The organism is Salinispora oceanensis (genome assembly GCF_000383575.1).
In the GTDB taxonomy this organism is placed as follows: Bacteria; Actinomycetota; Actinomycetes; order Mycobacteriales; family Micromonosporaceae; genus Micromonospora; species Micromonospora oceanensis.
On the sequence record NZ_KB911579.1, the window covers coordinates 5,304,370 to 5,327,146 of the forward strand.

25 protein-coding genes and 2 pseudogenes are annotated in these 22,777 nt (G+C 68.1%); 15 read left to right on the forward strand and 12 right to left on the reverse strand.

What is annotated here, in order from left to right:
- Window positions 1–50: 50 nt before the first annotated feature.
- Complete coding sequence (locus SALPAC4_RS27060) at window positions 51–500, reverse strand: hypothetical protein (RefSeq protein ID WP_027644780.1); 450 nt, start codon at window positions 498–500, stop codon at window positions 51–53.
- A 396-nt stretch (window positions 501–896) separates the two neighbouring features.
- The gene (locus SALPAC4_RS0124410) at window positions 897–1,775 is read right to left on the reverse strand and encodes a LysR family transcriptional regulator (protein ID WP_020113568.1); all 879 of its coding nucleotides are present in this window, start codon (window positions 1,773–1,775) and stop codon (window positions 897–899) included.
- A 202-nt stretch (window positions 1,776–1,977) separates the two neighbouring features.
- Here SALPAC4_RS0124410 and SALPAC4_RS0124415 point away from each other — a divergent pair, with 202 nt between their 5' ends.
- Window positions 1,978–3,228: an ATP-grasp domain-containing protein gene (locus tag SALPAC4_RS0124415; RefSeq protein ID WP_019872625.1), complete on the forward strand. Its 1,251-nt coding sequence runs from the start codon at window positions 1,978–1,980 to the stop codon at window positions 3,226–3,228.
- Entirely contained in the window at window positions 3,225–4,451 is a 1,227-nt protein-coding gene (locus tag SALPAC4_RS0124420; protein ID WP_019872626.1) for an MFS transporter, read from the forward strand. Before SALPAC4_RS0124415 ends, SALPAC4_RS0124420 begins: the two co-directional genes overlap by 4 nt.
- Before the next feature lie 227 nt (window positions 4,452–4,678).
- Here SALPAC4_RS0124420 and rpsN read toward each other — a convergent pair whose 3' ends face one another.
- The 3 genes from rpsN to rpmB are packed head-to-tail and all read right to left on the reverse strand — an operon-like array spanning window position 4,679 to window position 5,389.
- Window positions 4,679–4,984 carry a 30S ribosomal protein S14 gene (gene rpsN, locus SALPAC4_RS0124425; protein WP_027644781.1) on the reverse strand — a complete coding sequence of 102 codons (306 nt, stop codon included), beginning with the start codon at window positions 4,982–4,984 and terminating at the stop codon, window positions 4,679–4,681.
- 1 nt (window position 4,985) lies between these two features.
- The gene (rpmG, locus tag SALPAC4_RS0124430; protein WP_018223708.1) at window positions 4,986–5,153 is read right to left on the reverse strand and encodes a 50S ribosomal protein L33; all 168 of its coding nucleotides are present in this window, start codon (window positions 5,151–5,153) and stop codon (window positions 4,986–4,988) included.
- The gene (gene rpmB / locus SALPAC4_RS0124435) at window positions 5,153–5,389 is read right to left on the reverse strand and encodes a 50S ribosomal protein L28 (protein WP_019872628.1); all 237 of its coding nucleotides are present in this window, start codon (window positions 5,387–5,389) and stop codon (window positions 5,153–5,155) included. Before rpmB ends, rpmG begins: the two co-directional genes overlap by 1 nt.
- 203 nt (window positions 5,390–5,592) lie before the next feature.
- Here rpmB and SALPAC4_RS0124440 point away from each other — a divergent pair, with 203 nt between their 5' ends.
- From SALPAC4_RS0124440 to SALPAC4_RS0124450, 3 genes are all read left to right on the forward strand, one after another.
- Window positions 5,593–6,945, forward strand: a complete 1,353-nt coding sequence (locus tag SALPAC4_RS0124440) for a CobW family GTP-binding protein (protein WP_027644782.1) — start codon at window positions 5,593–5,595, stop codon at window positions 6,943–6,945.
- Window positions 6,946–6,950: 5 nt separating this feature from the next.
- Entirely contained in the window at window positions 6,951–7,211 is a 261-nt protein-coding gene (locus tag SALPAC4_RS0124445) for a type B 50S ribosomal protein L31 (protein WP_027644783.1), read from the forward strand.
- Between the two features lie 86 nt (window positions 7,212–7,297).
- Window positions 7,298–7,795, forward strand: a complete 498-nt coding sequence (locus SALPAC4_RS0124450) for a YcxB family protein (protein WP_019872631.1) — start codon at window positions 7,298–7,300, stop codon at window positions 7,793–7,795.
- A gap of 227 nt (window positions 7,796–8,022) precedes the next feature.
- Here the strand turns inward: SALPAC4_RS0124450 and SALPAC4_RS0124455 are convergent, their stop codons facing one another.
- The 3 genes and pseudogenes from SALPAC4_RS0124455 to SALPAC4_RS0124465 form a co-directional block, all read right to left on the reverse strand.
- Window positions 8,023–9,396: a hypothetical protein gene (locus tag SALPAC4_RS0124455; protein ID WP_050565044.1), complete on the reverse strand. Its 1,374-nt coding sequence runs from the start codon at window positions 9,394–9,396 to the stop codon at window positions 8,023–8,025.
- Between the two features lie 247 nt (window positions 9,397–9,643).
- Window positions 9,644–9,833: pseudogene (locus SALPAC4_RS25635) on the reverse strand (ISL3 family transposase); the annotation flags it as partial.
- Window positions 9,834–10,023: 190 nt separating this feature from the next.
- Entirely contained in the window at window positions 10,024–11,397 is a 1,374-nt protein-coding gene (locus SALPAC4_RS0124465) for a serine hydrolase domain-containing protein (protein WP_019872634.1), read from the reverse strand.
- 186 nt (window positions 11,398–11,583) lie between these two features.
- Here SALPAC4_RS0124465 and SALPAC4_RS0124470 point away from each other — a divergent pair, with 186 nt between their 5' ends.
- From SALPAC4_RS0124470 to SALPAC4_RS0124490, 5 genes are read left to right on the forward strand one after another with little or no spacing between them, the layout of a single operon-like run.
- Window positions 11,584–12,144, forward strand: coding sequence for a DUF2087 domain-containing protein (locus SALPAC4_RS0124470; protein WP_019872635.1), 561 nt, complete (start codon window positions 11,584–11,586; stop codon window positions 12,142–12,144).
- Complete coding sequence (locus SALPAC4_RS0124475; protein WP_019872636.1) at window positions 12,125–12,406, forward strand: hypothetical protein; 282 nt, start codon at window positions 12,125–12,127, stop codon at window positions 12,404–12,406. Before SALPAC4_RS0124470 ends, SALPAC4_RS0124475 begins: the two co-directional genes overlap by 20 nt.
- Complete coding sequence (locus SALPAC4_RS0124480) at window positions 12,403–12,639, forward strand: hypothetical protein (RefSeq protein WP_223874839.1); 237 nt, start codon at window positions 12,403–12,405, stop codon at window positions 12,637–12,639. Before SALPAC4_RS0124475 ends, SALPAC4_RS0124480 begins: the two co-directional genes overlap by 4 nt.
- Complete coding sequence (locus SALPAC4_RS0124485; RefSeq protein WP_019872638.1) at window positions 12,639–13,166, forward strand: MFS transporter; 528 nt, start codon at window positions 12,639–12,641, stop codon at window positions 13,164–13,166. The genes SALPAC4_RS0124480 and SALPAC4_RS0124485 overlap by 1 nt, the downstream gene beginning before the upstream one ends.
- Window positions 13,167–13,181: 15 nt before the next feature.
- Complete coding sequence (locus SALPAC4_RS0124490; RefSeq protein ID WP_223874840.1) at window positions 13,182–13,673, forward strand: MFS transporter; 492 nt, start codon at window positions 13,182–13,184, stop codon at window positions 13,671–13,673.
- A 108-nt stretch (window positions 13,674–13,781) separates the two neighbouring features.
- Here the strand turns inward: SALPAC4_RS0124490 and SALPAC4_RS27835 are convergent, their stop codons facing one another.
- The gene (locus SALPAC4_RS27835; RefSeq protein ID WP_162562140.1) at window positions 13,782–14,039 is read right to left on the reverse strand and encodes a hypothetical protein; all 258 of its coding nucleotides are present in this window, start codon (window positions 14,037–14,039) and stop codon (window positions 13,782–13,784) included.
- A gap of 237 nt (window positions 14,040–14,276) precedes the next feature.
- On the opposite strand from SALPAC4_RS27835, the gene SALPAC4_RS0124495 reads away from it, so the two are divergent.
- The 3 genes from SALPAC4_RS0124495 to SALPAC4_RS0124505 all read left to right on the forward strand — a co-directional run bounded on the left by SALPAC4_RS0124495 (window position 14,277) and on the right by SALPAC4_RS0124505 (window position 16,505).
- A complete protein-coding gene (locus SALPAC4_RS0124495) occupies window positions 14,277–14,693 on the forward strand; it encodes a hypothetical protein (RefSeq protein ID WP_019872640.1) in 417 nt (138 codons plus the stop codon).
- Between the two features lie 395 nt (window positions 14,694–15,088).
- Entirely contained in the window at window positions 15,089–16,219 is a 1,131-nt protein-coding gene (locus SALPAC4_RS28745) for a condensation domain-containing protein (protein WP_019872641.1), read from the forward strand.
- The gene (locus SALPAC4_RS0124505) at window positions 16,119–16,505 is read left to right on the forward strand and encodes a RidA family protein (protein ID WP_223874877.1); all 387 of its coding nucleotides are present in this window, start codon (window positions 16,119–16,121) and stop codon (window positions 16,503–16,505) included. Before SALPAC4_RS28745 ends, SALPAC4_RS0124505 begins: the two co-directional genes overlap by 101 nt.
- A gap of 158 nt (window positions 16,506–16,663) precedes the next feature.
- Here the strand turns inward: SALPAC4_RS0124505 and SALPAC4_RS27070 are convergent.
- Together SALPAC4_RS27070 and SALPAC4_RS0124520 are read right to left on the reverse strand one after the other, a co-directional pair.
- Window positions 16,664–17,113: pseudogene (locus SALPAC4_RS27070) on the reverse strand (transposase).
- A 178-nt stretch (window positions 17,114–17,291) separates the two neighbouring features.
- The gene (locus tag SALPAC4_RS0124520) at window positions 17,292–18,551 is read right to left on the reverse strand and encodes a nucleoside-diphosphate kinase (RefSeq protein WP_223874841.1); all 1,260 of its coding nucleotides are present in this window, start codon (window positions 18,549–18,551) and stop codon (window positions 17,292–17,294) included.
- 636 nt (window positions 18,552–19,187) lie between these two features.
- On the opposite strand from SALPAC4_RS0124520, the gene SALPAC4_RS0124525 reads away from it, so the two are divergent.
- Window positions 19,188–19,904: a GAP family protein gene (locus tag SALPAC4_RS0124525; RefSeq protein WP_080640956.1), complete on the forward strand. Its 717-nt coding sequence runs from the start codon at window positions 19,188–19,190 to the stop codon at window positions 19,902–19,904.
- Between the two features lie 282 nt (window positions 19,905–20,186).
- The gene (locus SALPAC4_RS0124530) at window positions 20,187–21,134 is read left to right on the forward strand and encodes a hypothetical protein (protein ID WP_019872647.1); all 948 of its coding nucleotides are present in this window, start codon (window positions 20,187–20,189) and stop codon (window positions 21,132–21,134) included.
- A 206-nt stretch (window positions 21,135–21,340) separates the two neighbouring features.
- On the opposite strand, the gene SALPAC4_RS0124535 is transcribed toward SALPAC4_RS0124530, so the two are convergent.
- Window positions 21,341–22,144, reverse strand: a complete 804-nt coding sequence (locus SALPAC4_RS0124535) for an alpha/beta fold hydrolase (protein ID WP_019872648.1) — start codon at window positions 22,142–22,144, stop codon at window positions 21,341–21,343.
- Between the last annotated feature and the right edge of the window lie 633 nt (window positions 22,145–22,777).

Sequence of the window (22,777 nt, forward strand, 5' to 3'; positions counted from 1 at the left end):
GACACGCACACCAGACCCACGGCCGCACCGTCACTGGGACGAGAGGGTCGTTAGACGTTCGCAACCTTCACAGCTACGCTCCGTTTCGGAGTCAGGTACGTGATGGTCCGCACTCTGTCGTCGACATACAGATGCCACTGCCTCCCCGAGGGATCTCTGACGGTGAAGTGCTTGAAAGCTTTCCTCCCTCCACCCCGCGCCTCGGCGGTGACTTCCTGGTGAATTCCCCACACCACCTCAATAGCGGGGCCCTCGCCTCTGGAGTCGGCAGCTTTCAGCAAAGCAGCTGCCATAGCTTTATACCTGTCAGCTCTCGCTGGATCAGGGTCGTCGAATTCGAGAACTCGCCTCTTGAGGCTGTTGTTCGTCTGGTCAATGATCCCTTGCAGCTGTTCTTTGCTTACGTCATCGAAGAACCCATCACCCTGGACTTCCACCCCTGGGTGCGCTTGCCGGAACGGGCCCACCTTTCGGTAGTTTTTGTGAAATACGAGCGGCATTGATCCTCCCCACCACGGAGACCTTTGTGTTTGCCGGACTACTGGCCATCGTACGACTTGAATACGTAGTTGCCGACAATCGCCAACGTCATGAATCCGACTGAATTTCATGTATCAAATGCGTGGGCTACCCCTCCGGGCCGAACCACACCGAGCAAGCCACACCACTTCAGCCATGTGACTGCGGTGCATGGAGGGTGCTGCCGTCAAACAGGCGGCATCTGCAGGAATCCGACCCGGACCGGCCTTGATCAACTACCCGAGAGCTGGCCACCTGAGCCAGCGAAGGCAGCCTGACCACGCCTCACGGAACTGTCGACGCTCGGCCCGTCGCCCCCGCCGTGGCGGCACCCGTCAAAGCCATCGGCGGATGCCGTTGCGCGAGGTCCGGAACGGTCACCGCTGGGTCGGGCGCAGCGTCCGGATGGCGGCGACGATCTCCGCGACGGTGGGGTGGACGAGTGGGCGACGCCAGGCGAGGGCGGCGGTGCAGCGCAGGTTGCCGGCGAGCGGCACGATCACCACCCCGGCCCGGGCGTAGTGCTGTTCGGTGCTCTCGGACAGCAGTGCGATGCCGGCTCCGGCGGCCACGAGTTCCAGGGTCTCCTCGACCGAGCCGGACTCGACCAGTGTGCCGACCTCCGTCGTCCCGATGCTGCGCGGGTGGCGGAAGGCGGTCCAGGTCGGGTCCGGTGAGCGGGGCACGACCCAGTCCCGGCCGAGGAGCTCGTCCGGAGCTACCTCGGGCCGGCTGGCCAGCGGGTCGGAGACCGGCAGGGCGACCGCCCGTCGGTCACTGGTGATGACCACCTGGTCGAGGTAGTCGGCCGACAGGGGCGGCCAGATGATCGCCATGTGGCTCTCCCCCGAGGCGAGGCCACCGGTCGGGTCGTCGAAGTCGTACCGCCGCAGCCGCACCGGACCGTCCAGCTTCTCCTGGGCTGTCCTGACCACCTGGCCGGTGACTGTCGAGGCCGCCTCGCCCATGAAGCCCAGGACCAGGCTGTGCTTGTTGTCGCCGGCGATCGCCTGCTCCAGTTCGTCGGCCGCGGCGGCGAGGCGCAGGGCGTGGGGCAGGATCCGTTGCCCCTCGGGGGTGAGGACGGCACCGCCACGCTCCCGACGGAACAGGCGGTTCCCGGTGTGCGTCTCGAAGCGGGCCACGGCTGCGCTCACCGTGGGCTGGCTGACCTTCAGCAACTCCGCCGCGCCGGCGAAGGACCCCTGCTGGGCCACGGCGGCGAAGGCCCGGATTGACTGGATGCTCAGGGCCATCGGACCACGGTAGCGCGACGCTACGTCCATAGCAGATGACTATTCTCATTGCATAACGCTATGCGAATGAACCGATGCGCTGTGCCATGCTGTCGAGCGCTGCGGGACACCGGCCCGGCTACCCGGCCCCGGTACCCAGCGGGCAGAGCAAGAGACGACCTGTCCCGCCGACATCATCGGCTCGTGGTGAGGGGATCATCTGATGGCGCGCCCTACTGGTGTTCTGGTTGATGCCTACAGCACCGGAAACTTCCTCCCGGCGGCCTTCGACCGGCTCGGCGTGGACGTGGTGCACCTGCGGAGCACCCCCGAGCTGATGCCGAGCATGCTGCCGCCGGCCAGGGCGAGCTACCGCGACTTCCTCGTCTATGACACCGAGGAGAGCACGGTCCAGGAGCTCTCCAAGCTGTCACCGCGTTTCGTCGTGGCCGGCCAGGAGCCGGGTGTGCCCCTGGCCGACCGGCTGAGTGAGGCGCTGCGGCTGCGCACCAACGGCTCCGCCAAGTCCGCGGCCCGCCGGGACAAGCACGAGATGATCGAGACGGTCCGGGCGGCCGGCCTGGCCACCGCCGACCAGGTGCTCACCAGCGACGCCGAGACCGCCCTACGCTGGGCGACGGAGCGGGGCCACTGGCCCTGTGTGGCGAAGCCGATCTCCTCGGCGTCGACCGACGGGGTCTTCGTCTGCCGGGACCAGGACGACCTGCGTCACGCCTTCGACTCGATCATCGGGTCGGCTGACATCTTCGACATCGTCAACCAGCAGGTGCTGGTCCAGAGCTACCTCGATGGCACCGAGTACATCGTCGACACGGTGAGCGCGGACGGCCACGCCTACGTCTGTGGGGTGTGGCGCTACGACAAGCGCCTGCTCCCCAACGGCAAGCCCATCTACAACCGGGACATCCTGGTCGATGCCGACGACCCCGTGCACGGTCCGCTGATCGCCTACACCCGCGAGGTGCTCGACGCGCTCGGTGTGCACAACGGGCCGGCGCACTCCGAGGTGATCGTCGGGCCGGACGGTCCGGTGGTGGTGGAGGTCGGAGCCCGGCTCAACGGCAACATGCACCCCGCCTTCCACGACCTCTGCCTCGGGCACGACCAGGCCGCGCTGACCGCCCTGGCCTACGTCGACACCGAGCGCTTCCTGTCGGCGTACGGCGACCGGGTGTGCCAGCGCCGGCAACCGGCGCTCGTGTTCAACACGCCGACCGAGCTCTGCGGGCAGGTGGTCTCGGTCGACGAGGACGTGGTCCAGCGGATCAGGCAGTTGCCGTCGGTGGTGGACCTCACCGTCAAGCGCAAGCCGGGCGACCTCATCGTGCCGACCCGGGACCTGTTGACCAGCCCCATCCGGGTCTTCCTGACCGCGCCCGACGAGGAAGCCCTGGAGCGCGACTACCAGCTCATCGACGGGATGCGGGAATCAGTCTACGGCGTTCGGTCATGAGACCCACCCTCCGCCAGAACCTGGCCAGCCTGCGCCCCATCCGGGGTCTGCTGCTCTCGGTCGCGGTGGCCCGTAGCTCGGTGCTGCTCTTTCCGTTCTACGGGGCCTACCTGACCATCACGAAACATGGTCTGCCACCGGCCGGAATCGGTCTGATCATCGGGGCCTTCGGGGTGGGCGCGCTCCTCGCCGACATCGTGGTCAGCCAGCTCGCCCGGCACCTGTCGAAACGGACCGTCGCCGTCGTCGGGCTGTTCGGCGTCGCGGCGACGGTGGTGGTGGTCCCGGCGATCTCGGGCATCTGGCCGCTGGCTCTGCTCACCGCGGTCTGGGGCTTCTGCTACGAACTGGTGAACCCCCTCTCCTACACCCTCGTCGCGCGGGCGATGCCGGAGTCGGCACGACGGTTCGCCTTCGCCGCCGTACGACTCGCCGTCAACGCAGGCATGGGGATCGGGCCGGTCCTGGCCGGAGTGCTCTTCAAGATCGAGCCCGGCCTCCTGGTCTGGGGCACCGCGATCGGATTCCTGGTCGCGGCCGGCATCCTGGCCCGGGTGCACCTCGGGCACGGCCCGCCGGGTGCGGAGTCGGTGGGCGAGACGACAGAAGGCGCATCACCGGTGGGGGCGGAGTGGCGCTTCTGGTCCTTCTTCACCGCGATTTTGCCGGTGCACGTCGCCTACGCGCTGCCACCCACGGTGATCAGCGTATACGTCATCCAGAAGCTCGGCCATCCGCCGATCTGGGTGAGCGCGGTCTTCGCGGTCAACGCGCTGATGGTGATCTCCCTCGAGATCAGCATCAACCACCTGATGAACCACTGGAGACGCCGCAGCACCCTGCTGGTCGGATACGCCTGTGCGGTGGTCGGGTTCGGCCTGATGGGATTCGGCGCGACTCCCTGGATGCTGATCGTGGCCACCGCCTTCTGGACCTTCGGCGAGATGATCGTGTTCCCGGCGATGCTGGACCATGTCGCCGCGATCTCCCCGGCCGCGCTCAAGGCCCGCAATATCGGGTTCTACGGCGCCGGCGTGAACATCGGCGTGCTGGTGGCGCCGTTGGCCTTCCTGCCGATCGCCGCGAAGACCGACGCGGTGAGCGTCTGGGCGCTGGTGGCCGGAACGGTGGCCCTCGGCATGGCGGGAGTGGCCGCACTGAGCACCCACAGGCGACTGTGGACCCGCGACCCGGTAGCGGTCCCGGTCGGCGCGGAAGGGTGACCCGATCCCCGTCCGGGGCTCTGTTCCAAATCCCTTACGGGTGACCGGCCGGCGCACGGCCCGGGTGGGCGGTGAGCTCGTGCGCCGGCCGGGTCCGCCGCTTGCACCCCGGCGGAAGTCTGCGTTCAGCCGCTGGCGCCGAAAGCGGTGTCAGGGACAGACGTCGAAGGTCCAGGTATTGACGCCGGCAGAGCGGGTGGCTCGCGCCGGACCGGTGCGGGCAACCGTCACCAGGACGCCTTGCGGATGCCTGGTAGCTCGCCGCGCAACGCCATCTCCCGGAACCGCACGCGGGACAACCCGAAGCGGGTCAGCACACCGCGTGGGCGACCGTCGACCACGTCCCGGTTGCGCAGCCGAACCCGGCTCGAATCTCGGGACAGGCGGGCCAGCTGACGCACGGCGTCGGGGCGTACGGCCGGGTCGGTGTCCGGGTGGGCGATCAGCCGCTTCAGCTCCGCCCGGCGGTCGGCGTGCCGGGCGACCAGTTCCTCCCGGCGGGCCTGCCGGTTACGCAAGCTCCTGCGGGCCACGTCAGCGCGCCTCGCGGAACTCGACGTGCCGGCGGACGATCGGGTCGTACTTGCGCAGCACCAGCCGGTCCGGGTCGTTGCGGCGGTTCTTGCGGGTGACGTACGTGTAGCCGGTGTCGGCGGTGCTCTTCAGCCGCACGATGGGACGGATGTCGGTCTGGCGGGCCATCAGAGCTTCACTCCCTGGGCGCGCAGCTCGGCGACCACCTTCTCGATGCCCTTGCGGTCCACGGTCTTGAGTGCCTTTGCGGTCAGGGTGAGGTTGACCCACCGCCGCTCCGACGGCAGCCAGTAGCGATGGTTCTGCAGGTTCGGGTTCCAGCGGCGTCGGGTACGCCGGTGGGAATGGGACACGGCGTTGCCAAAGCTCGGCTTCGCGCCGGTGACGTCACAACGTCGGGACACAGTGCTCGCTCCTCGATGAGACTCAAACGGTAACGACAACGGTTTTCAGTTTGACATCCACCGTCGAGCAAATCCAACCCGGGGCCATCGGCGACCTCCACCCGAACGGGGCGCCGGGTGCGGACAGTCGGACCACGCTGACTTCGGGAGCCTCCCGTATGTTTATAATGACAATCGTTTTCAGTAAGTCGAGAGGAAATTCCATGTCGTCGTCACCACAGGCCCCGACCCATGCCGTGACAGCCGACGCCGATACCCGCCCGTCTTTGACCGTGCTGTCCGGGTTCTGGCCGGCCGCGACGTTCGCTGCCGCCCGCGCGCTGCTCGCCGCGGACACCTCGCTGCTGCTGATCCGGCACGATCTGGCCGGGATCCGGGACGGCGTCGTGCGGCGGGTGATCCGCACCGGCACCGGCATCGTCGAGGACGAGCAGGTCGAACTGCGGCACGGCTGTGTCTCCTGCACCCTGCGCGAGGACGTACTGCCCACCCTCGTCCGGCTCACCCGCACGCACCCTGGCCGGGACCTGGTGTTGATGCTGCCGGAGACGGTGGAGCCGGAGGCGGTGGCCGCTACCGCCGCGCACTGCCTCGTCAACGGTGCTCCAATCACCGACCTCATCCGGGTGGACTCCTACGTCACCGTCCTCGACGCCGAGCACCTGCTCGACGGCCTGGCCAGCACCGACGACCTCATCGCACTCGGCATCCAGACCGCCGACAACGATCACCGCGCGCTCGCCGACGTCGTCGTCCGGCAGATCGAGTACGCCGACACCCTGGTGCTGTGGGGGCAGTCCCGCGACGGCGAGTTCGATACCAGCCGAATGTCTGTCCTGCTACAGCGGATGGCGCCCTGGGCAACCCACCTACGGGTCGACGGCGACCTCGTTGATGCCGGCATGCTGACCCGTCAGTTGCGCCACACCCACCGGCACCGGCCGGAGACCCCTGGGGTACTCGCCCGCGGCCTGCAGGGCTATCTCCTCGGCACACACGCACCGGAGCCCGACAGCGGGGTCGTCTCCGCCGTTTTCCGCGCCCGCCGCCCGTTTCACCCGCAGCGTCTGCACGACGTCCTCGAAGAGGTCAACGCCGAGGTCATCCGCTCCCGCGGTCACCTCTGGTTGGCCAGCCAAGCCGACACCGTCATCGCCTGGGAATTCGCCGGCGGCGGCTTGGCCATGGGGTCCCTCGGGCATTGGCTGGTCAGCCTGCCCGAGGATCGCTGGGAGCATGTCGAAGACCAACGCCGGCTCGCCGCAGCGATGGACTGGGACCCCTACTACGGCGATCGACACCAGCACCTGGTCTTTGTCGGCCTCGGCATCGACCCCGTCGAGCTGCAACAGACCCTCGCCGGATGCCTGCTCACCGACGCCGAACTCGCCGACGGCGAGGACACCTGGCGCACCTACCCCGACCCGTTCGCCGGCTACTTTCCCCTCGCCGTAGCGGAGCGGGCCGACACCGACACCGACACCGACACCGACACCGACACCGACACCGACACCGACACCGACACCGACACCGACACCGACACCGAAGGAGCATGATCCAGATGAAGCCCGGCATCCACCCCGAGTACCGGCCCGTCGTCTACCGTGACAAGGGCGCTGACTTCGCCTTCCTCACCCGCTCCACCGCCACCAGCGACCAGACGATCGAGTGGACCGACGGCAACACCTACCCGGTTATCGACGTCCAGATCTCCTCGGCCAGCCACCCCTTCTGGACCGGCAAGCAGCGCCTGCTCGACACCGCCGGCCGGGTCGAGAAGTTCCGCCAGAAATACGCCCACCGCGGGCCCCGGCGTGGATGAGCACCACACCCAGGTCGACTGGGCGGAGCTGGCGCCACAGCTGGTCAGTGCTGCCCGTCGGGCCTTGGGGGCACTATCGTTCTGGCGTGCACATCCGTTTTGACGTCCCGGCCGATCCCGCCTACCCGAGCCGCGTGGCCGCTGCGCTCACCATTGATCAGCTACGCAAGTACTTGTACGTCGGCGCGGCGCTGGCAGCGGCGGGGGCGGCCGGCCTCGCCGTATCGCGCGGCCTCGGGTGGGGCGACCAGATCCAGCCGCTGTGGCTGACGATGCTCATGGGTGGCCTGCTGGCGATGCTGTACTGGCCATGGGTCCGGCTGCGCGCCCGGCGTCGGTCCAGTGACTACGCTGTCGAGGGTGCCTATGAGATTACTGACGACAACATTCTGATGCGCAGCGGCTCGCAGTCCAGCGGCATCGCCTGGGACGGGGTCGATCAGGTTAAGGCCACCCCCGAGTTCTGGGTCCTGTACGTCGGTCAGATGCCGGCGACCGTAATCCCCCGTCGGTTGCTGTCTGCCGAGGACGCCGAGACGCTCCGCGCCTACCTGGCCGAACGCGGGCTGCTTCAGGTCCGATGAGATCGCATTCGGGGACGAAGCCGTAGAGCCGATCGAGTCACACCGGCATTGGTGGGCACGTCCGGCCGCCCTCGACGCTGGCGCAGACCCGGCGCCAGTTATGTCGGCGCCAGCCGCCTGGAGCAGCTCCACGACCGCAGCCCCCGACCCTAACCAGGGAGGGCCCCGCCCCCTGCCGGCCCGTAGGCGGTAGGGGTGGGGCCCCTCGTGGTACCTGGACGGCGGGGTCAGTCCGGGCAGCCGGTGACATCGACGCAGTTGTTCGGCCGGTTCTTTGCCACGACGGTGCCGGTGGCGGCGTTCAGCTCGACTGCGCCGCCGTTGTTGAAGATGCCCCCACCATCAACGGCTGCGGTGTTCTTGATCACTGTCCCGTCGAAGACGGTGACGATGCTGGTGTTGTAGATGCCGCCGCCCTGGAGGTTGGCCGTGTTGCCGGCGACCTTCGTGTCTCGCAGCACCAAGTCGCCATTGTTGGCGATCCCACCACCGTCAGTCGCAGCGGCGTTGTTTTCGATCACGCCGTCTTCGATGACCATGGTCATACCGATATCCAGGAACAGCCCGCCGGAGACGCCGGTTGTCGCGGTGTTGTCGGCGATGACGACGGACCGAAACGTGTACGCCCCTCCTCCGACCGCGGTGACACCGCCGCCGGCGGTAGCAGTGTTGCTCATGATGTGAGTGTTGGTGACGGTGCCCGTACCCGTGCCTATGACGAGCCCGCCGCCGGACGGAGCATGATTGCCGGTAATCGTGCTGTAGTCGACCCGGGTGGTGCCCGCGCTGGCGATGCCACCGCCGAACAGCAGGGCGGTGTTGGCGTCGACACGGGACTTGCTGACTGTGAGCAGGCCGCTGCTGACGTTGATCCCACCGCCGCCGCTGTTGGCGGTGTTGTAGCTGACGGTGGAGTGCCGCAGGCGGACGGTGCCGTTGGCATCGATGCCGCCTCCCGCGACGTTGGCGATGTTGCGGGAGATGGTGCTGTGGTTGGCGGTGAGTGCTCCGCCGGCGTTGACGAGAATGCCCCCGCCGCTGTCGTCGGTTTGGCCGCCGGTGATCTTCAGATGGTGAAGGGTGAGGTCGCCACCGGCCTCGACGGTGAGGATCCTGAACAGGGGTGCGGCGGCGGCGCGTCCGATAGTGGTGTTCGTGCCGCCGTTGAGGGTGATGGGGGCGGTGATGGCGGGCAGGCCGGCATCGTCGATGGCGGCGGTGAGCAGGTAGGTGCACTTCTTTGCGAGGTCGAGCACGGCACCGCCGCGGGCGTTGGCCAGGGTGATCGCGGCGATGAGCTTGTCCGCGTCGCAGGGGACCGGGATGCCCTTCGGCCTCACCCCCTTCTTTCCCCTTATGTCGTCCTTGCCCCTGCCCCGGTTGTCGTGCTCGCCGCCGTCGCGGTGGTCGTCGGCGGACGCCCGGTCGTCCGTGGCATTGGTGGGGTGTTCGGAGGCGTCGGCGGCAGGGGTGGCGGTGACGCCGCCGACGGTGGCCAGGGCCAGGCCGGTCATACCGGCCAGTCCGACGGCCCACCATCGTGACCTCGCCCGGCGTACACCTGGTCGGTCCGGTTTGTGTTCGTGGCGCTGATAGTTCATCGCGGTGTTGGTGTCCTTCCCCGTCACGGACGAGGAACCACCAACCCCGGAGGGCAGGACCGGAGTGGTGTTCCTCGGCTACCAGCAGGCGGCAGCAACCACTCCGAGCTAAACCGACACCAACCCCATCAAGACATGAACCCGAAAAACATGCCTAACCGAGACATTCATCCGCAGACACGCCCTCCGGGGGCTGTCTCGCTAGTGGCTTGGTCTCACATTCGGTGGTGACGGAGGGTGCTGGTTGGCCGAGAAGGATGCGGTGTCGTAGGAGGGTGAAGCCGCGCGTCCGTACAGCTGTCGCTTGATCAGTTTGGTTTGGTGTTGACGCCTTGGGTGCCGCCGTTGTGGAACGGGTAGGTCAGGGCGGCGTTGACCGCGTTGCGGTTGAGGCCGAGGCCGCGGGTGAACGTGTGTAGGTGGGGCAGGTCCGTGGCCGCTCGCGCGTCCAACACCTCAAGACCGATCAGGCGACCGCTTGCTCGAAGTCCAGATTGATCATCTCGTTCAGCGTCGGCCGGGACCCACCGCCAGTGCACTCACATGTCGCGAGTTGCTCGTCACCCAGGGTTACCTACGCCGGTGCGTCGGCCTTCCGGCCGTGCCGAGGTCGGTGCGTTCGTTGGGTCAGCCGGCCTGCCAGCCGGCCGGGTCGACGCCGCCGGGGACTGGCGCCGCGGGGTCGTAGGGCTGTCGGGTAAAGATGAAGGTGCCGAGGTCGAGGTGGCTGACGGCACCTGTCGGGTCGCGTTGCACCCGCAGCCGTTCGCCGGCGAAGTAGCCGTTGGTCCCTTCCCAGTCGCCGTCGTCGGTGGGGCGTAGCCGGGTGCCGTGTCCGCCGGGAACTGGGGTCAGTTCCAGGCAGCCATCTGCCTGTGGACGGAGCACGTACGGGGCTGCTCCCCAGTACCAGTGGCCGGCGAGATCCAGTAGCTGCGGGTCGAGCGAGGGCAGCGGGCGCCACGGCGGCGGGATCCGCGGCTCCCGCTCGGCGACCGTCTGCAGCAGGTCCGCGGCGAGAGCACCGACGGACAGGCCGGTGGTCACGTTAGCCAGCACGACCGCGCCCAGAGCATCGTCGGGGCTGACCCACACGGTCGCGACAAAGCCCGGCATCGAGCCGGTGTGCCCGGCCAACAGCCGCCCGTCGCGGCGCAGCAGCTGCATGCCGAGCCCATAGCCGATGCTCCAGTCCGTCGCCTCCGGCGGGCTCGCCGGGTTGCGCATCTGCGCAACGGTGTCCGGTTGCAGCACCCTGTCGTCGCCGTCAATGAGGAACGCGGCGAACCTGGCCAGGTCCGTGGCGGTCGACCACAGCTGCCCGGCAGGCGCCATCAGGCCGGTGTCCACGGCGGGCTCCGCCAGCAGCACATCGGCCCAGGGATGCACCGCCCAACCAGTGGCGTGCGGCGCGACCGGCAGCAGGGTGGTACGGGTCATCGCGAGCGGCTCCAGCACCTCGCGCCGCAGCACCTCGCCCCACGCCTGGCCGCGAACCCGCTGCACGAGCGCGCCGAGCAGCGCATAGCCGGGGTTGGAGTAGTGGTGGCGCTGTCCGGCCGGATGCACCTGCGGATCGCTACCCAGCACGTCGGCCAGGTCGGGTCGCAGTGCACCCGGGGTTCGTTCCCACCACGGGCCGGGCGTCTCAGCGATCAGCCCGGCGGTGTGCGCCAGCAGGGCACCGATCGTGGCCTCACCCGCCACCGTGCCGGGCAGGTGCTCGGCCAGCGGGTCGGTAAGCGCGAGCCGCCCCTCGTCGCGCAGGCGTAGCACCAGCACCGCCAGGAACGTCTTCGTGATCGAGCCGATCCGGTACTGAATATCGCCGTCCGGCGCCCTACCGTCCACCGTGCCCCACCCGTCCTCCCACACAGGACGGCCGTCACGCACCACGGCAGCGACGACCGACGGTGCCCGGCCCGCCACCTGACCCGTGGCCAACCGGTGGACCAGCGCACGTCGGGTCTCAGGCAGCAACGGCGACGAAATCATCGACATGCGCGCAAACCTACCGCCCTGCCCCTCAACGATGCCACGCGTTCGGATCTCAGTGATCGTGGCAGTCCCTTGTATGGACAGACCTTCGTGCATGGCGATCGTCTGGTCAGGTCGGAGACCACGCCGCGCCCGAACCCCGGCCGGCTGGTGGGCGATGCCGATGTCCGATCTGCCTATGATCGCCGGATGGAAGCGACCGATGTGATCAAGGCTCTGGCCGATCCGCAGCGATTCCGGGTGCTCGCGGCAGTGGCGCTCGGAGCCTCCAGCCGGGACGAGATCAGGTCCCGGGCGAGCGTGGACGCCCGCGGCGTGCAAGCCGCGATCGGACGGCTGGAGTCCATCGGGCTCCTCGGCAACGACGACGGCACCCTTCGCGTCAACCACGAGAGACTGCGGGGTCTCCTGCAGACCGAGGCCGCACCCGGCCCCCGGGACGACGTCAGCCGGTTCGTGCAGGACGGTCGCCTGACCAGCCTGCCGTCGAAACGCACCCGGCGGCACACCGTGCTCGCCCACATCGTGGAGCAGTCGTTCGACGAGGAGAACACGTTCGACGAGAAGGCAGTGAACGCCGTTCTCGAGCGTTGGTGCGAGGGCAGCGGCGTCGACCACGTTGCGATCCGGCGCTACCTGATCGACCATCAGCTCATGTTCCGCGTCCAGGGTGTCTATGCCCGTACGCCGGACGTTCTCCCGGCGACCGGCGAAGCCGAGAAATACATGGATGCAATCGGTCTCGGCTGACCCGCACTCCGCCGCCCGGCGCCGCCTCTGGTTCCTGCACCGCGCAGACCTGGCCGACATCGCGTTCCACGTTCCGATCGCCGTCCGGCTCCGGGGCCGGCTGGACGAGTCCGCCTGGGCCGGGGCGATCACCGCAGTCGTCGAGCGGCACGCGGTGCTGCGCACCCTCGTCAGTGACCAGGGTCAGCGAGTGCTGCCGGCCGGCGACCACCGCTACCCCGGGCTGCGCCGGCACCCGGGTGGCACCGGCGAGCCCGCATGAGGTTCCCCATGCTGACCGTGCTGCACCATCGGGAGTTCCGCCTCCTGATCTCGGCCCGGTTCGCCTCCCAGCTGGGCAACCAGGCGACCACCGTGGCGCTGGGTTTCGCGGTGCTCGCACTCACCGGGCGTGCCGGTGACGTCGGCCTCGTCCTGGCCGTGGAAGGGTTCGCGATCGGCGGCTTCCTGCTGCTCGGTGGCATGCTGGGTGACCGGTTCTCCCCCGGCGACTGATGATCTCCGCTGACCTGGTCCGTTTGGTTTCGCAGGGCAGCATGGCGGTGCTGCTGATCTCCGGGGTGGCTCAGGTGTGGCATCTCGTCATCCTCCAGATCGTCTCGGGCGCGGCCTCGGCGTGCTACATCCCCGCCGTGACCGGTATCCAGGCCGAGACGGTGCCGGGCGAGCGGCTGCGTGACGCCAACGCCATGCGCGGCATGGTCATCGCCGTGACCGGCGTGCTGGGACCGGCACTCGGCGGGACCTTGGCCACCCTGATAGACCCGGCGTACGTGCTGGGCCTGGACGCCTTCACCTTCGCCGCCAGCGCCCTGCTGGTGTGGCGGATGCGTACCGGCTGGAAGCCGGCCGTCGGGCGCCGGGGCGTCCAGCGCGACCTGCGGGAGGGCTGGACCCACTTCTCCTCCCGGCGGTGGCTCTGGACGGTGACCGCGCAGAGCGCCGTGGTCCGGGCCTTCGCCATCGCCCCGATAGCGGTTCTCGGCCCGGTCATCGCCGAGAAATTCCTCGACGGGCCGTAGAACTGGGCCATCACGATGGGGGCCGTGGGTGTAGGCGCCCTCATCGGCGGGCTGGCCGTCTCGTTGTTACACCCGTCGCGGCCGCTGGTCCTGGTCGTCGCCGGGGCGGCGTTGTTCGTGCCACTACTGCTCGCCCTCGCCGGCCGGGCCCCGTTGATCGTACTGATCGGCACCGGCTTCCTCGTCGGCTTGGAGCAGTCTGTGTACTGGACCTTCTGGCAGACCGCGGTGCAGGAGAACGTGCCGTCCTCGGCGCTCTCCCGGATGTCGTCCTACGACTGGCTCGCCACCTACGCCATGGGTCCCGTCGGATACCTGGTCGCCGGGTGGCTCGCCGTCCTGTTCGGCGCTCCGGCGGCCCTGGTCGTTTCCGCCACGGTCCTGCTGGCCGGCACCGCGGCCGTGCTCGCCGTACCTGACATCTGGCGCATGCGCACCTCGGCCGACGATGAGGCGAAGACCTCGCCGGCGAGGACCCCGGCCCCGAGCGGCCGCGACATCCGCTGATTTCCGGGCCGACGCGCGACCCCGACGCCGGGCGTCACGGTGAGCCACTGGTACCTAAGCCACTACCTCGCCGCCGCGGGCGAGCGGTTCGCCTCGCTTCAGGGTTGATCACCTAAAAATTGTCGGCACAGTTATCCCGACCCTTACAGCCTCCTCCGGCACGTCGGCCGAGACGACTATCTCCGTCACGCCCGCAGGAACTCGGAGTCGGTGCACAAAGTCATCACCGACTAGATCGCCGATCTCGGGCACACCGTCAGGAACCGCTAGTACTCCTGCGAAGACCACCGACTCGCCAGGAGGCGGGCCCTCGGATGAAACCCTGATCTCAACCTCAAACCTCAACTTCCGCTGGCGCAACAGCAAACGTAAGCCACCTTCCATTGAAGGCAAGAAACTATTCAGAGAAGTCGATCTCAGGGACTCCCCCAGACGTCACCTACCGGGTAAAGTCGGCGGTGGCCGCCAACGGCAGGAGGAACGACTGCGTCAGCTCACCGATTCGTTGCGGAAGCGGTGGCCGGTCGAGGTGAACGAGGCCCGGGTCGCCGGCATCATCAAGGCCGAGGAGTCGTCATCAATGTCGCTGCCATTGTCGGCGGAGTGCTCGCGCTGTTCGTCATCGTGGCGGCACTGCTCTACCTGAGCCGACGGCGGGGCGCCCCGCCGGCCCTCGGCCGGCCACTGCGGCTGGTCGCCCTGGGGTTGACCCTGGGAATCGTCGTCGCCCTGCTGCCCGACACCGTGTCCGACAACGGCGCCGCCACCGGCTACCTGCTGGGCGTACCGGTGGTCGCGGCCCTGCTGCCCCTCGCCGCCGACCTGACCGGCCGCGCCGTCGGCGCCACGACGGCGCTGTGCGCGCTGGTGATGCTGGCCTGGGGCCTGCTCCTGGGTCTCGGCGACGGGGTCTACGTCGTGGTCCCGGCGCTCGTCCTCGGCGCGGCGGCGATCGCATCGATCACCCCGCGGCGTGGGCTACCCGTCCGCGAGCGCGGCGATCGTCCGGTCGACGCCTGACGGTCCCGACGACACGTGTCCCAGTCCAGCCCCAGACCGCCAAGGAGACCGACGGCGGCCGCGTCGAGATCGGGCACGCCATTCCAGCGTCGATCGCGGACACGGAACTCGGGCAGATTCACGATCTGACCGTGCGCCCCTCGATGCGGTCGGGCTGACCGACGGGCCACGCACGCCGAGCTGATCCTCACGGCCGACGGGCCACGCATCGTCGAATCACACACCCGACGGTCGAGCCCGGAGCCACTGTGTCGGAGCTCAGGTGTTCCGACGACCGCCGTGGATAGGGATCGTTCACGCCGCGGACCTCGATACGGCTCTCGACCCGTACCGCGTTTCAGGCGACCCGCGGGGACTCGGCCCAGTCCGCCTATCACGACGTCTTCGCGTACTCCGTGTCACTGCCGCTCGACGAGCCGGTGCTTCGTGCCCAACTGCGGCGTATGATCGACTCCTGCGTAACGATGCGTACCGCGTTCCACCTGGAGGCGTCACCCGTTCCGATGCAACTAGTCCACGCCTCAGTCGAGCCCTCCCTCACCGTCCTGGACGCGGTCGGAAACGCCGAGACAGCTAACGAATGGTTCGAGCGCGAGCGTGGTTCCGGGTTCGACTGGGACCGGCCGGGGCTTATCAGATCCGCTGCCCACCGGACCGCTGCCGAGCGGATCGTCCTGTCCCTCAGCTTCCACCACGCCATCATCGACGGGTGGAGCCTGTCGCTGCTCGTACGGGATCTGCTGCTCTCGTACGCGGCGGCGTTGAACGGCGACGCGCCGGCGGAAGCCGCTGGCGTCGAGAGGCTGTCCGACGCGTTCCGGGACTATGTCACGGCGGAGGTGGCAGCACGCGCATCGACGGAATCTCGACGCTTCTGGCGTGGCCCCCTCGCGGATCACCCCGGAACAACTCTGCCCTGCTCCCGCTCCGACGGTAGCGACGCACGCTGGGCGGAGACGACCCTGGCCGTCCCTGAGGCCCGGGTGGCGCAGCTACGAGAAGTGCCGCACCGCGTCGGTTTTCCGCTCAAGCAAGTACTACTGGCGGCCCACCTGCGCGTGCTGGCGCTACTCACCGGCGACTCGGACGTCGTGAGCGGCGTGTTCACCCACAGCCGCCCGGAAAGCGAAGACGCCGAAGCGCTGGTCGGGATGATCCTTCAGTTCCAACCTCCCCGAGTACGGATCGGCACGCAGACGTGGCTGGAGATCACCGAGGAGGTGTCCGCGTCCGTAATGCGTACGGGTGCCCATCGCGTATGCGCCACCTCGGCGGCGGCGGCCGGTGAGCTTTCGCTACGCCGCGCTGTCCACGTACACCGAATTTCCCGCCTACGCGGAGGTTTCCACAGGAAACGTACCGAACGCCTCCGCGCCCGACTATCTGAGATGGAGCACCATGAAAGCCTTCCGCAACCCCTCGCAGATCGCAGCGCCGCTCGCCGCCTACTCTCATCAGGCGGAGATCACGGGGTCGGTCAGATGGCTCGTGCTCTCCGGCCAGGTCGGGATGACGCCCGCCGGTGAGCTTCCCGACGATCCGATCGAGCAGTTCGGCCTGGCTTTGGAGAACGTAGCGGCCAACCTGGCGGCTGCCGGCATGCGTCCGGAGGACCTGGTCAAGCTGACGATCTACCTCGTCGGCGAGATTGACCTGCACCGTCGGAGGCAACGACTGAGCGCATGGCTGAACGACCTGCGGCCCTGCATGACTGTCCTGACCGTCGCCGGTCTGGCCACGCCTGACCTGCGCGTCGAGATCGAAGCCATCGCCTGTGCCGAAGAAACTTCGACCATCGGGAGCCAACAGTGATCATCGACTCCATGACCCACGGCGTCCAGACCTTCCCCCGTTACCTAAAGAATCCCGAACGGCCCGGTATGACTTACCGCCCCTGTCGTACGGCTGATCCGGGGGTGTTGTCGCCGGGCCGGGTCGCCTCAACGGACCGCTGATAGCGCCTCTGTCTGTCAAGCGGCCGTTGGGTGTGCTTGTTTCTGATCTTTGAGGATTCGTCGGTAGATGACGTTGGCGAGGCGGCGTTTCAGGGCGCGTCGGGCTTCGGCTGGTGTCTTGCCTTCGCCGAGTTTGCGCTGGTAGTAGGCCCGTCCGAGGTCTGAGTGGTGGGCTTGGACGACGGCGATGATATGCAGGGCGGAGTTGAGTTGACGGTTGCCGCCGGTGTTGAGGCGGTGGCGCCTGCGGGGTCCGCTGGAGGCGTCGATGGGTGCCGCGCCGGTTTAGCTGGCGAAGTGGTCGGCGTTGGGAAACCGGGTGACGTTGCCGACGTGGCCGAGAATCTTCGCCGCCATGATCACGCCGACGCCGGGTAGTTCAGTCAGGCTGCTTCCCGCTGCGGTAACTGCCTGACTGAGCTCGGTCTCGTTGGCGTCCCATACCTGCCAGCGCTTGCTGTCCACGATGCCGTCGCATCGACGACCACGCGGGTCGTGAGCTGCTCGCCATCGGACAGCCGACCACGAGAACGTCGGAGGGGGGCGGGTCGCTCGGTGTTGCCGCGCTTCTCCATCTCCACGCTGAAGACCGGCCGTCCTCAACGAGCGCCACAGTCGCGGGTCACCTTGATCCCACAGATGATCAAAGCGGCGCCTTCAGATCGGCCAGCGACATCACCGCGTCGTCCGTGGTGGGCGCGAGCCGGGTCATCACCATGTCGTGGAACCCCAGGCCCGTCTCCAGGCTCACCTCGGCCCACAGGTCGATGTCGTGCCCCAACTCGCGGAGCCGGTCGATGACCCGGTCGGTGAGCGCCGCCCAGGTGCCCTCCAGCCGCGCCGACCAGGCGAGGAAGGCCTCGGCCTCGTCATCGGGGTCGAGGACCGCCAGCACGTCGTGCCCCTCGGTGCTCCACCACTCATGCAGTGCCGCCGTACGACGGCCATAGTCGAGATCCGAGAGCGGCCCGGCAGCGAGCTGCTCCAGGGACGCCGCCCGATCGGAGGTGGGGCCGGCGCTCCGCCGGACGATCCGGGCCTGCAGGCCAGCCAAGACCTGGTGGAAGTTGGGCAGCCGTACGGCCCGGGTGGGTACACCGCCGGCAACCAGCCGATCGACCACCTCGGCCGGCGCCAGGTCACGGCGGGTGCCGCCGTCGGCGCCGCGCAGGACGGACTCCACCGCGTCGCTGCCGAGAAAGAGGCAGGACTCCCGCACCGCCGTCTCCGGCAGGTCGGACGTGTGGACGACGCACATCACCATGTTCTGCGAGCCGAATTCGTACCGCAGCAGGCCGGGCTCCGACAGACCCGGGTTGGAAGGACCCTTGAGCTCGGAGAGCCGCTCGGCCGCCGGGACGTCGCCGGGACGGTCGAGGAGGAGCGCCACCGCCGGGCCGAGTCGGTAGTAGCGCGGCATATACCACCACAACGGGCGGCTGCCGGCGTCCATCAGCCTCACCTGGGTATAGCGGTATAGCTCCTCAAGCCGGCGGTGGTGCGGGCGCACCACCCTAAGGGCGGTCACGCCGAAGCCCCGCTCGCCCAGCCACGCGACGATGTCCGGAACCTGGCCCTGACGGACCGCTTCGGGCCGCACAAGCATGAAAGCTGTCCGTCGCGCCGCCGCCGGGTACGCGCCGAGCAAGCGCCGAGGCTCGGCCCAATCGTCCACCGGCAACGCCGCCAACAGCCCCGCCATCGACTCGTCCCCCATGATCCTGCCCTTCCGGTGCCCGCCGGCGCCACCGCCGCGTCGGGCACCCCCCACACACACGCCCTGGCCGTCCCGTCCTCGCCACGCGTCGTGGCCGGAGCCGGTACTCACCACGGAAGCCGGGGCGCCGGCCACGCGGCCGACGCGATCGAGGAAGACCCCGAGCCGACCACTCTCGTCGGACATCACGACCACCCCGTACCACCCATCCCCATGGGTCGCTGCAATCCCGCGTCCGCATCGAAACACTGACTGCGACGGACGAACCCTGGCGATCACCCATCGGCTCACTACGCGCTACACGGGACCATGGGTGACCGCCGTCAGTGCGGTCCGCCCCCCTGCGAGCTGTCGATCTACTGTAAGCATTCGCATCCTGCAGGCCGGCGGACGGGGCCACGCGTCGGCGCCGGCATTGAACAAGTTCCGGCTACCGCTCGTACGCCGCGATCGCCGAGTGGGTCGCCGGCGTGCCGGCGGCAACGGCTCTCACCCGGGGCGTGGCTCCCGATCGGCGGAGGCCGGTTCTGCCATCGGCCATGCCGTCCATCACCTTGGTGCCGTGACCACGCTCAATCGGCCGAGGGCACGAACCCTCCAACCGGCGCCGGTTCGCGTCACGACCTCCGCATCGCTTGACAGATACCTGCCCGACACCAGCATGGTGAACTCCCACCGCCCCAGGACCGCGATGACTTCACGTAACCGGGGTAGCCGACGACCCAGCAGCGCTTGTCACGCTTTGGCAAATTTCGGGGACCTGACCCGGACTCTCGAGCTGATACGTTGAGCAACCCCGAGAGGTCGACGGGAGGTTGATGGATGGTTATTACTCTGGCAACGATTTTCGGCCTGGCACTCGTCGACAGTCTGAGTCCATCAATGCTCGCCGTCAGCCTGTACTTCGTGTTGAAGACCGAGCGCTACGTCTCCCGGGTGGCCATCTACGTGGCGACGGTACTGACGGTCTACCTCGGGCTCGGCATCGCCCTGATGCTCGGATTCGGCTCCCTGGCGGACATCATGAGCAACGACGTCGGGCGAACGATCGTTCACATACTGCAGGTCGTCGTCGGCGTTTCACTGCTCACCTACAGTATTGCCGGAGGCTGGTCCAAGAAGCCGGCGGCGCCGGTGCGACGACCCACCTCCCAGCGCATTCCGACCGTCATCGGGCTCGCCCTCAGTGTGACCCTGGCCGAATTCCTCACCGCCCTGCCCTACTTCGGTGCCGTCGGCATCCTCGCGGGTGGTGACTTCACGACGCCGCAGTGGCTGTCCCTGCTGGTCGCCTACAACATCGTCGCCGTCCTGCCCACAGTCGCGATCGTCCTCGTCGCGATCATCCTCCGCGAACGGCAACGTGAGCGTTTTCAACGCTGGCTCGACAAGCTGTCGAATTCCCGCGGGTCATGGCTGACACTGGTCGGTATCGCCGGATTCCTGCTGGCGCGAAACGGCGTCGCATATCTGGTGGTGGACTTCGGCCTGGTGGACGGCCTAGTGGACATCGGCGATGCCGGCACACCGCCGAAGTGACATGGCGACGGTCCGGTCCAGCCGGCCCTGACCGGCGGCAACCGCCACGACGTCCGGTAAGGCACCGCCGCCGACTTCGGCACCGGCCTTGGTAGCGCTATCCCTGATCCGCAGACTGTACGAGAAGGCTGCCATGAGCTCCCCGTGCCGCGGGACGACGGGAGGGGCGTCGAAATTTCCTGGCTACGCACGCCCGGGAACCGTACGGTGACGACCGGCGCATTCTCGTCGCCATGTCCGATCTGTATGTGGCCTCAGCCACCAATGAACACTGGAGGCGGCATGCGTATCCGAACAGTTACAGCGGCTGAGGCCGGCTCGGTCGCCAGCTTCATCGTGGACGAGTCGGTCAGCTGGATTACGAGGGAACGGTTCGACAAAGAATACTCCGAGCGGCGCTTTCGCCCGGAGTGGACCTGGATCGCCGAAGACAACGAGGGGCGGATCGTCGCGCGCGCCCTGTGGTGGGGCCGCTCCGACTCCGAGCACCCGGTCGCCCTGGACTGCCTGCACGTTCTCGGCTCTGTCGAGGACCGGGGCGGGCTCGCCACGGAGCTACTCGCGGCCGGACACGCGGCGTTCGAGCGGGCCGGCGCCAGGGGACGGCCCCAATACAACATCTCGCTGGACAACGGCTGGCGCGACCGACCCGAGGTGGCGGCGGCAGTGGCCTGGCGCAGCGAGGCGGCCCGCCGCGCTGGACTAATCGAGGAAGTCGAGCGGCTGCAGTACGAGTGGACCCCCGAGGCTGGTCTCCCCACACCCGCCACCCAGCTCGAATTCCGCCCCGACAGCGACGACGAGACCTTCGTCGAGGCCTTCAAGCAGATCGCCGTCGGCAGCCTCGACATCGCGACGCTGCGCGAACTGCCGGTGCTCGGCGCGGAACGGCAGGCCCGCGAGGACGTGGAGTTCTACCTGAGCTGCCCCGGTAAACGGGAGTGGTGGCGCCTGGCGTACACGTCGGAGGGTGAGCTGGCCGGGCTGGCCATCCCGTCGGCGACACCGTACAACCGCAACGTCGGCTACCTCGGCGTGGTGCCCGCGATGCGCGGACGCGGCTACATCGACGAGATACTCGGCGAGATCACCCGGCTACACGCCGCTGACGCAGCGGAGCTGATCACGGCGACGACAGACACCACGAACACACCGACGGCCGCGGCCTTGGAGCGGGCTGGGTACATCAACACCGAGATCCGGCTGATCTTCGAGGCCCCCGCGAGCTGACGGGCTTGCCCGAAGGGGAGCCACGAAATTCGAATCCCTTCGGGGACGCAGAACAGCGGCCCTGATCAGCGGAAATCCTGGTCAGGGCCGTTGGCGTATTTGAACTGTCCCCCGAACCCCCGACAACGCCGGTGGGCGGTCAGGTTCGGTGATCTGCTGCGGCGCGCTGTGCGGGGCTGGTTCACGCGGCTTGGCGCCGCCCGTCATCAGCGGAGGTCGCGCAACCAGGAGCGGAGTTCGCGCTCCACGACCTCGGGACGCTCCAGGGTGAGCGCGTGCGCGGTGTCCGGCACCCGAAGGAGGCTGGTCTTCGGGCTGGCGTTCTCAAGCGCGGCCGCCATCGCCTTCGTCCCGGCGGTGTCGGCCTCACCCACGAGCACCCGTACCGGGCAGGTGACGTCGGACAGCCGGGTGGCCGCCGCCGGCTCGACGGAGGTGAAGCCCGGGGTGTCCTTCTGCTGCTCGTAGTTCACCCGGGACATCTCGATCACGCTTGTACGGACCGCCTGGCGCCCCTCGGCCTGGTCACGGGTCGGGCCGTCGACCAGTAGCCGGACCTCGTTGGCGATGATGTCCTCGACCTCCCACGCGTCCTCGGCCGCGCCGATCGCCTCGACCAGTTCCCGCTCGTCGTCGGCCACCGGCGCGTCGTACCCGCCAATGTCCGGTGCCAGGAGGAAGAGGCCGCGCACCCGCTGTGGCTGGGTGAGCGCGAAGTCGACGGCCAGCCTGGCCCCACGCGACTCTCCCACCAGGACGGCGCTGTTCAGGCCGTACGCGTCGAGAACGGCGGCTAGGTCGGCCATGTCCGAGTAGGTGCCGTCCAGCGACGTGGTGGATCGACCGAAACAACGACAGTCGTAGGAGACGGTGAAGAACTCGTCTCCGATCGCCCGCATCAGGGGAAACCACATCTGCGAGTGCGCGATACCGGAGTGCACTAGGAGGGCGGCGGGCCGAGTCGGGTCGCCGCCGCTGCTGGTGAAGAGCGAACCACCAGGAACGGTCACATGACGAGATTCCATCAGGAAAGATCAGCCCTTCATCGATTCTTCGTGGCGTGCTGAGACAAACTCGGCGAGCTCACGGATACACCTGCGCAGGAACGGGTGGTCGCCCTTCCAGAGCCGGGACTCTACAATCGGCCCCTGATCGAAGCAACGCGATATAACTACGCTCGCCGCCTGCCGACCCGCCTACCGCGCTGAGGTCGATGCCGACCGCATGACCCTCGCCAATCACGACGTCATCCATGGTTCCCAGGCTGCCGGTGGACGAGGACAGTTCCAATCCCTCCGTATCATGACCTGACCGTGTCGTACGCATCGGTCAGCCATGCGTCGCGCACAACTGATGCGCCTGGTGGCACCGGGCGGGTACAGCCGCATGCCCTCCAGCACCGTGGCCCGGATGATCAGCTCCACGTCCTCACCCGCGACCACAACCGGACCGCTGCATCAGGTCATGCCGGTCCACCGTGCGTCCGTCCAGGCCGGCGCGTTCGATGGCCCGCTCCGCCCCGGCCTTGATCAGCTCGGCGAGGCCGGCGGGGGCGCGGCCCAGTTGAACAGCGGGACAACTGGGTTGCCTAACTGGTGTCCGAATCTGACAATGTCCTTCGTGATCTACTGTGGAAAATTTTC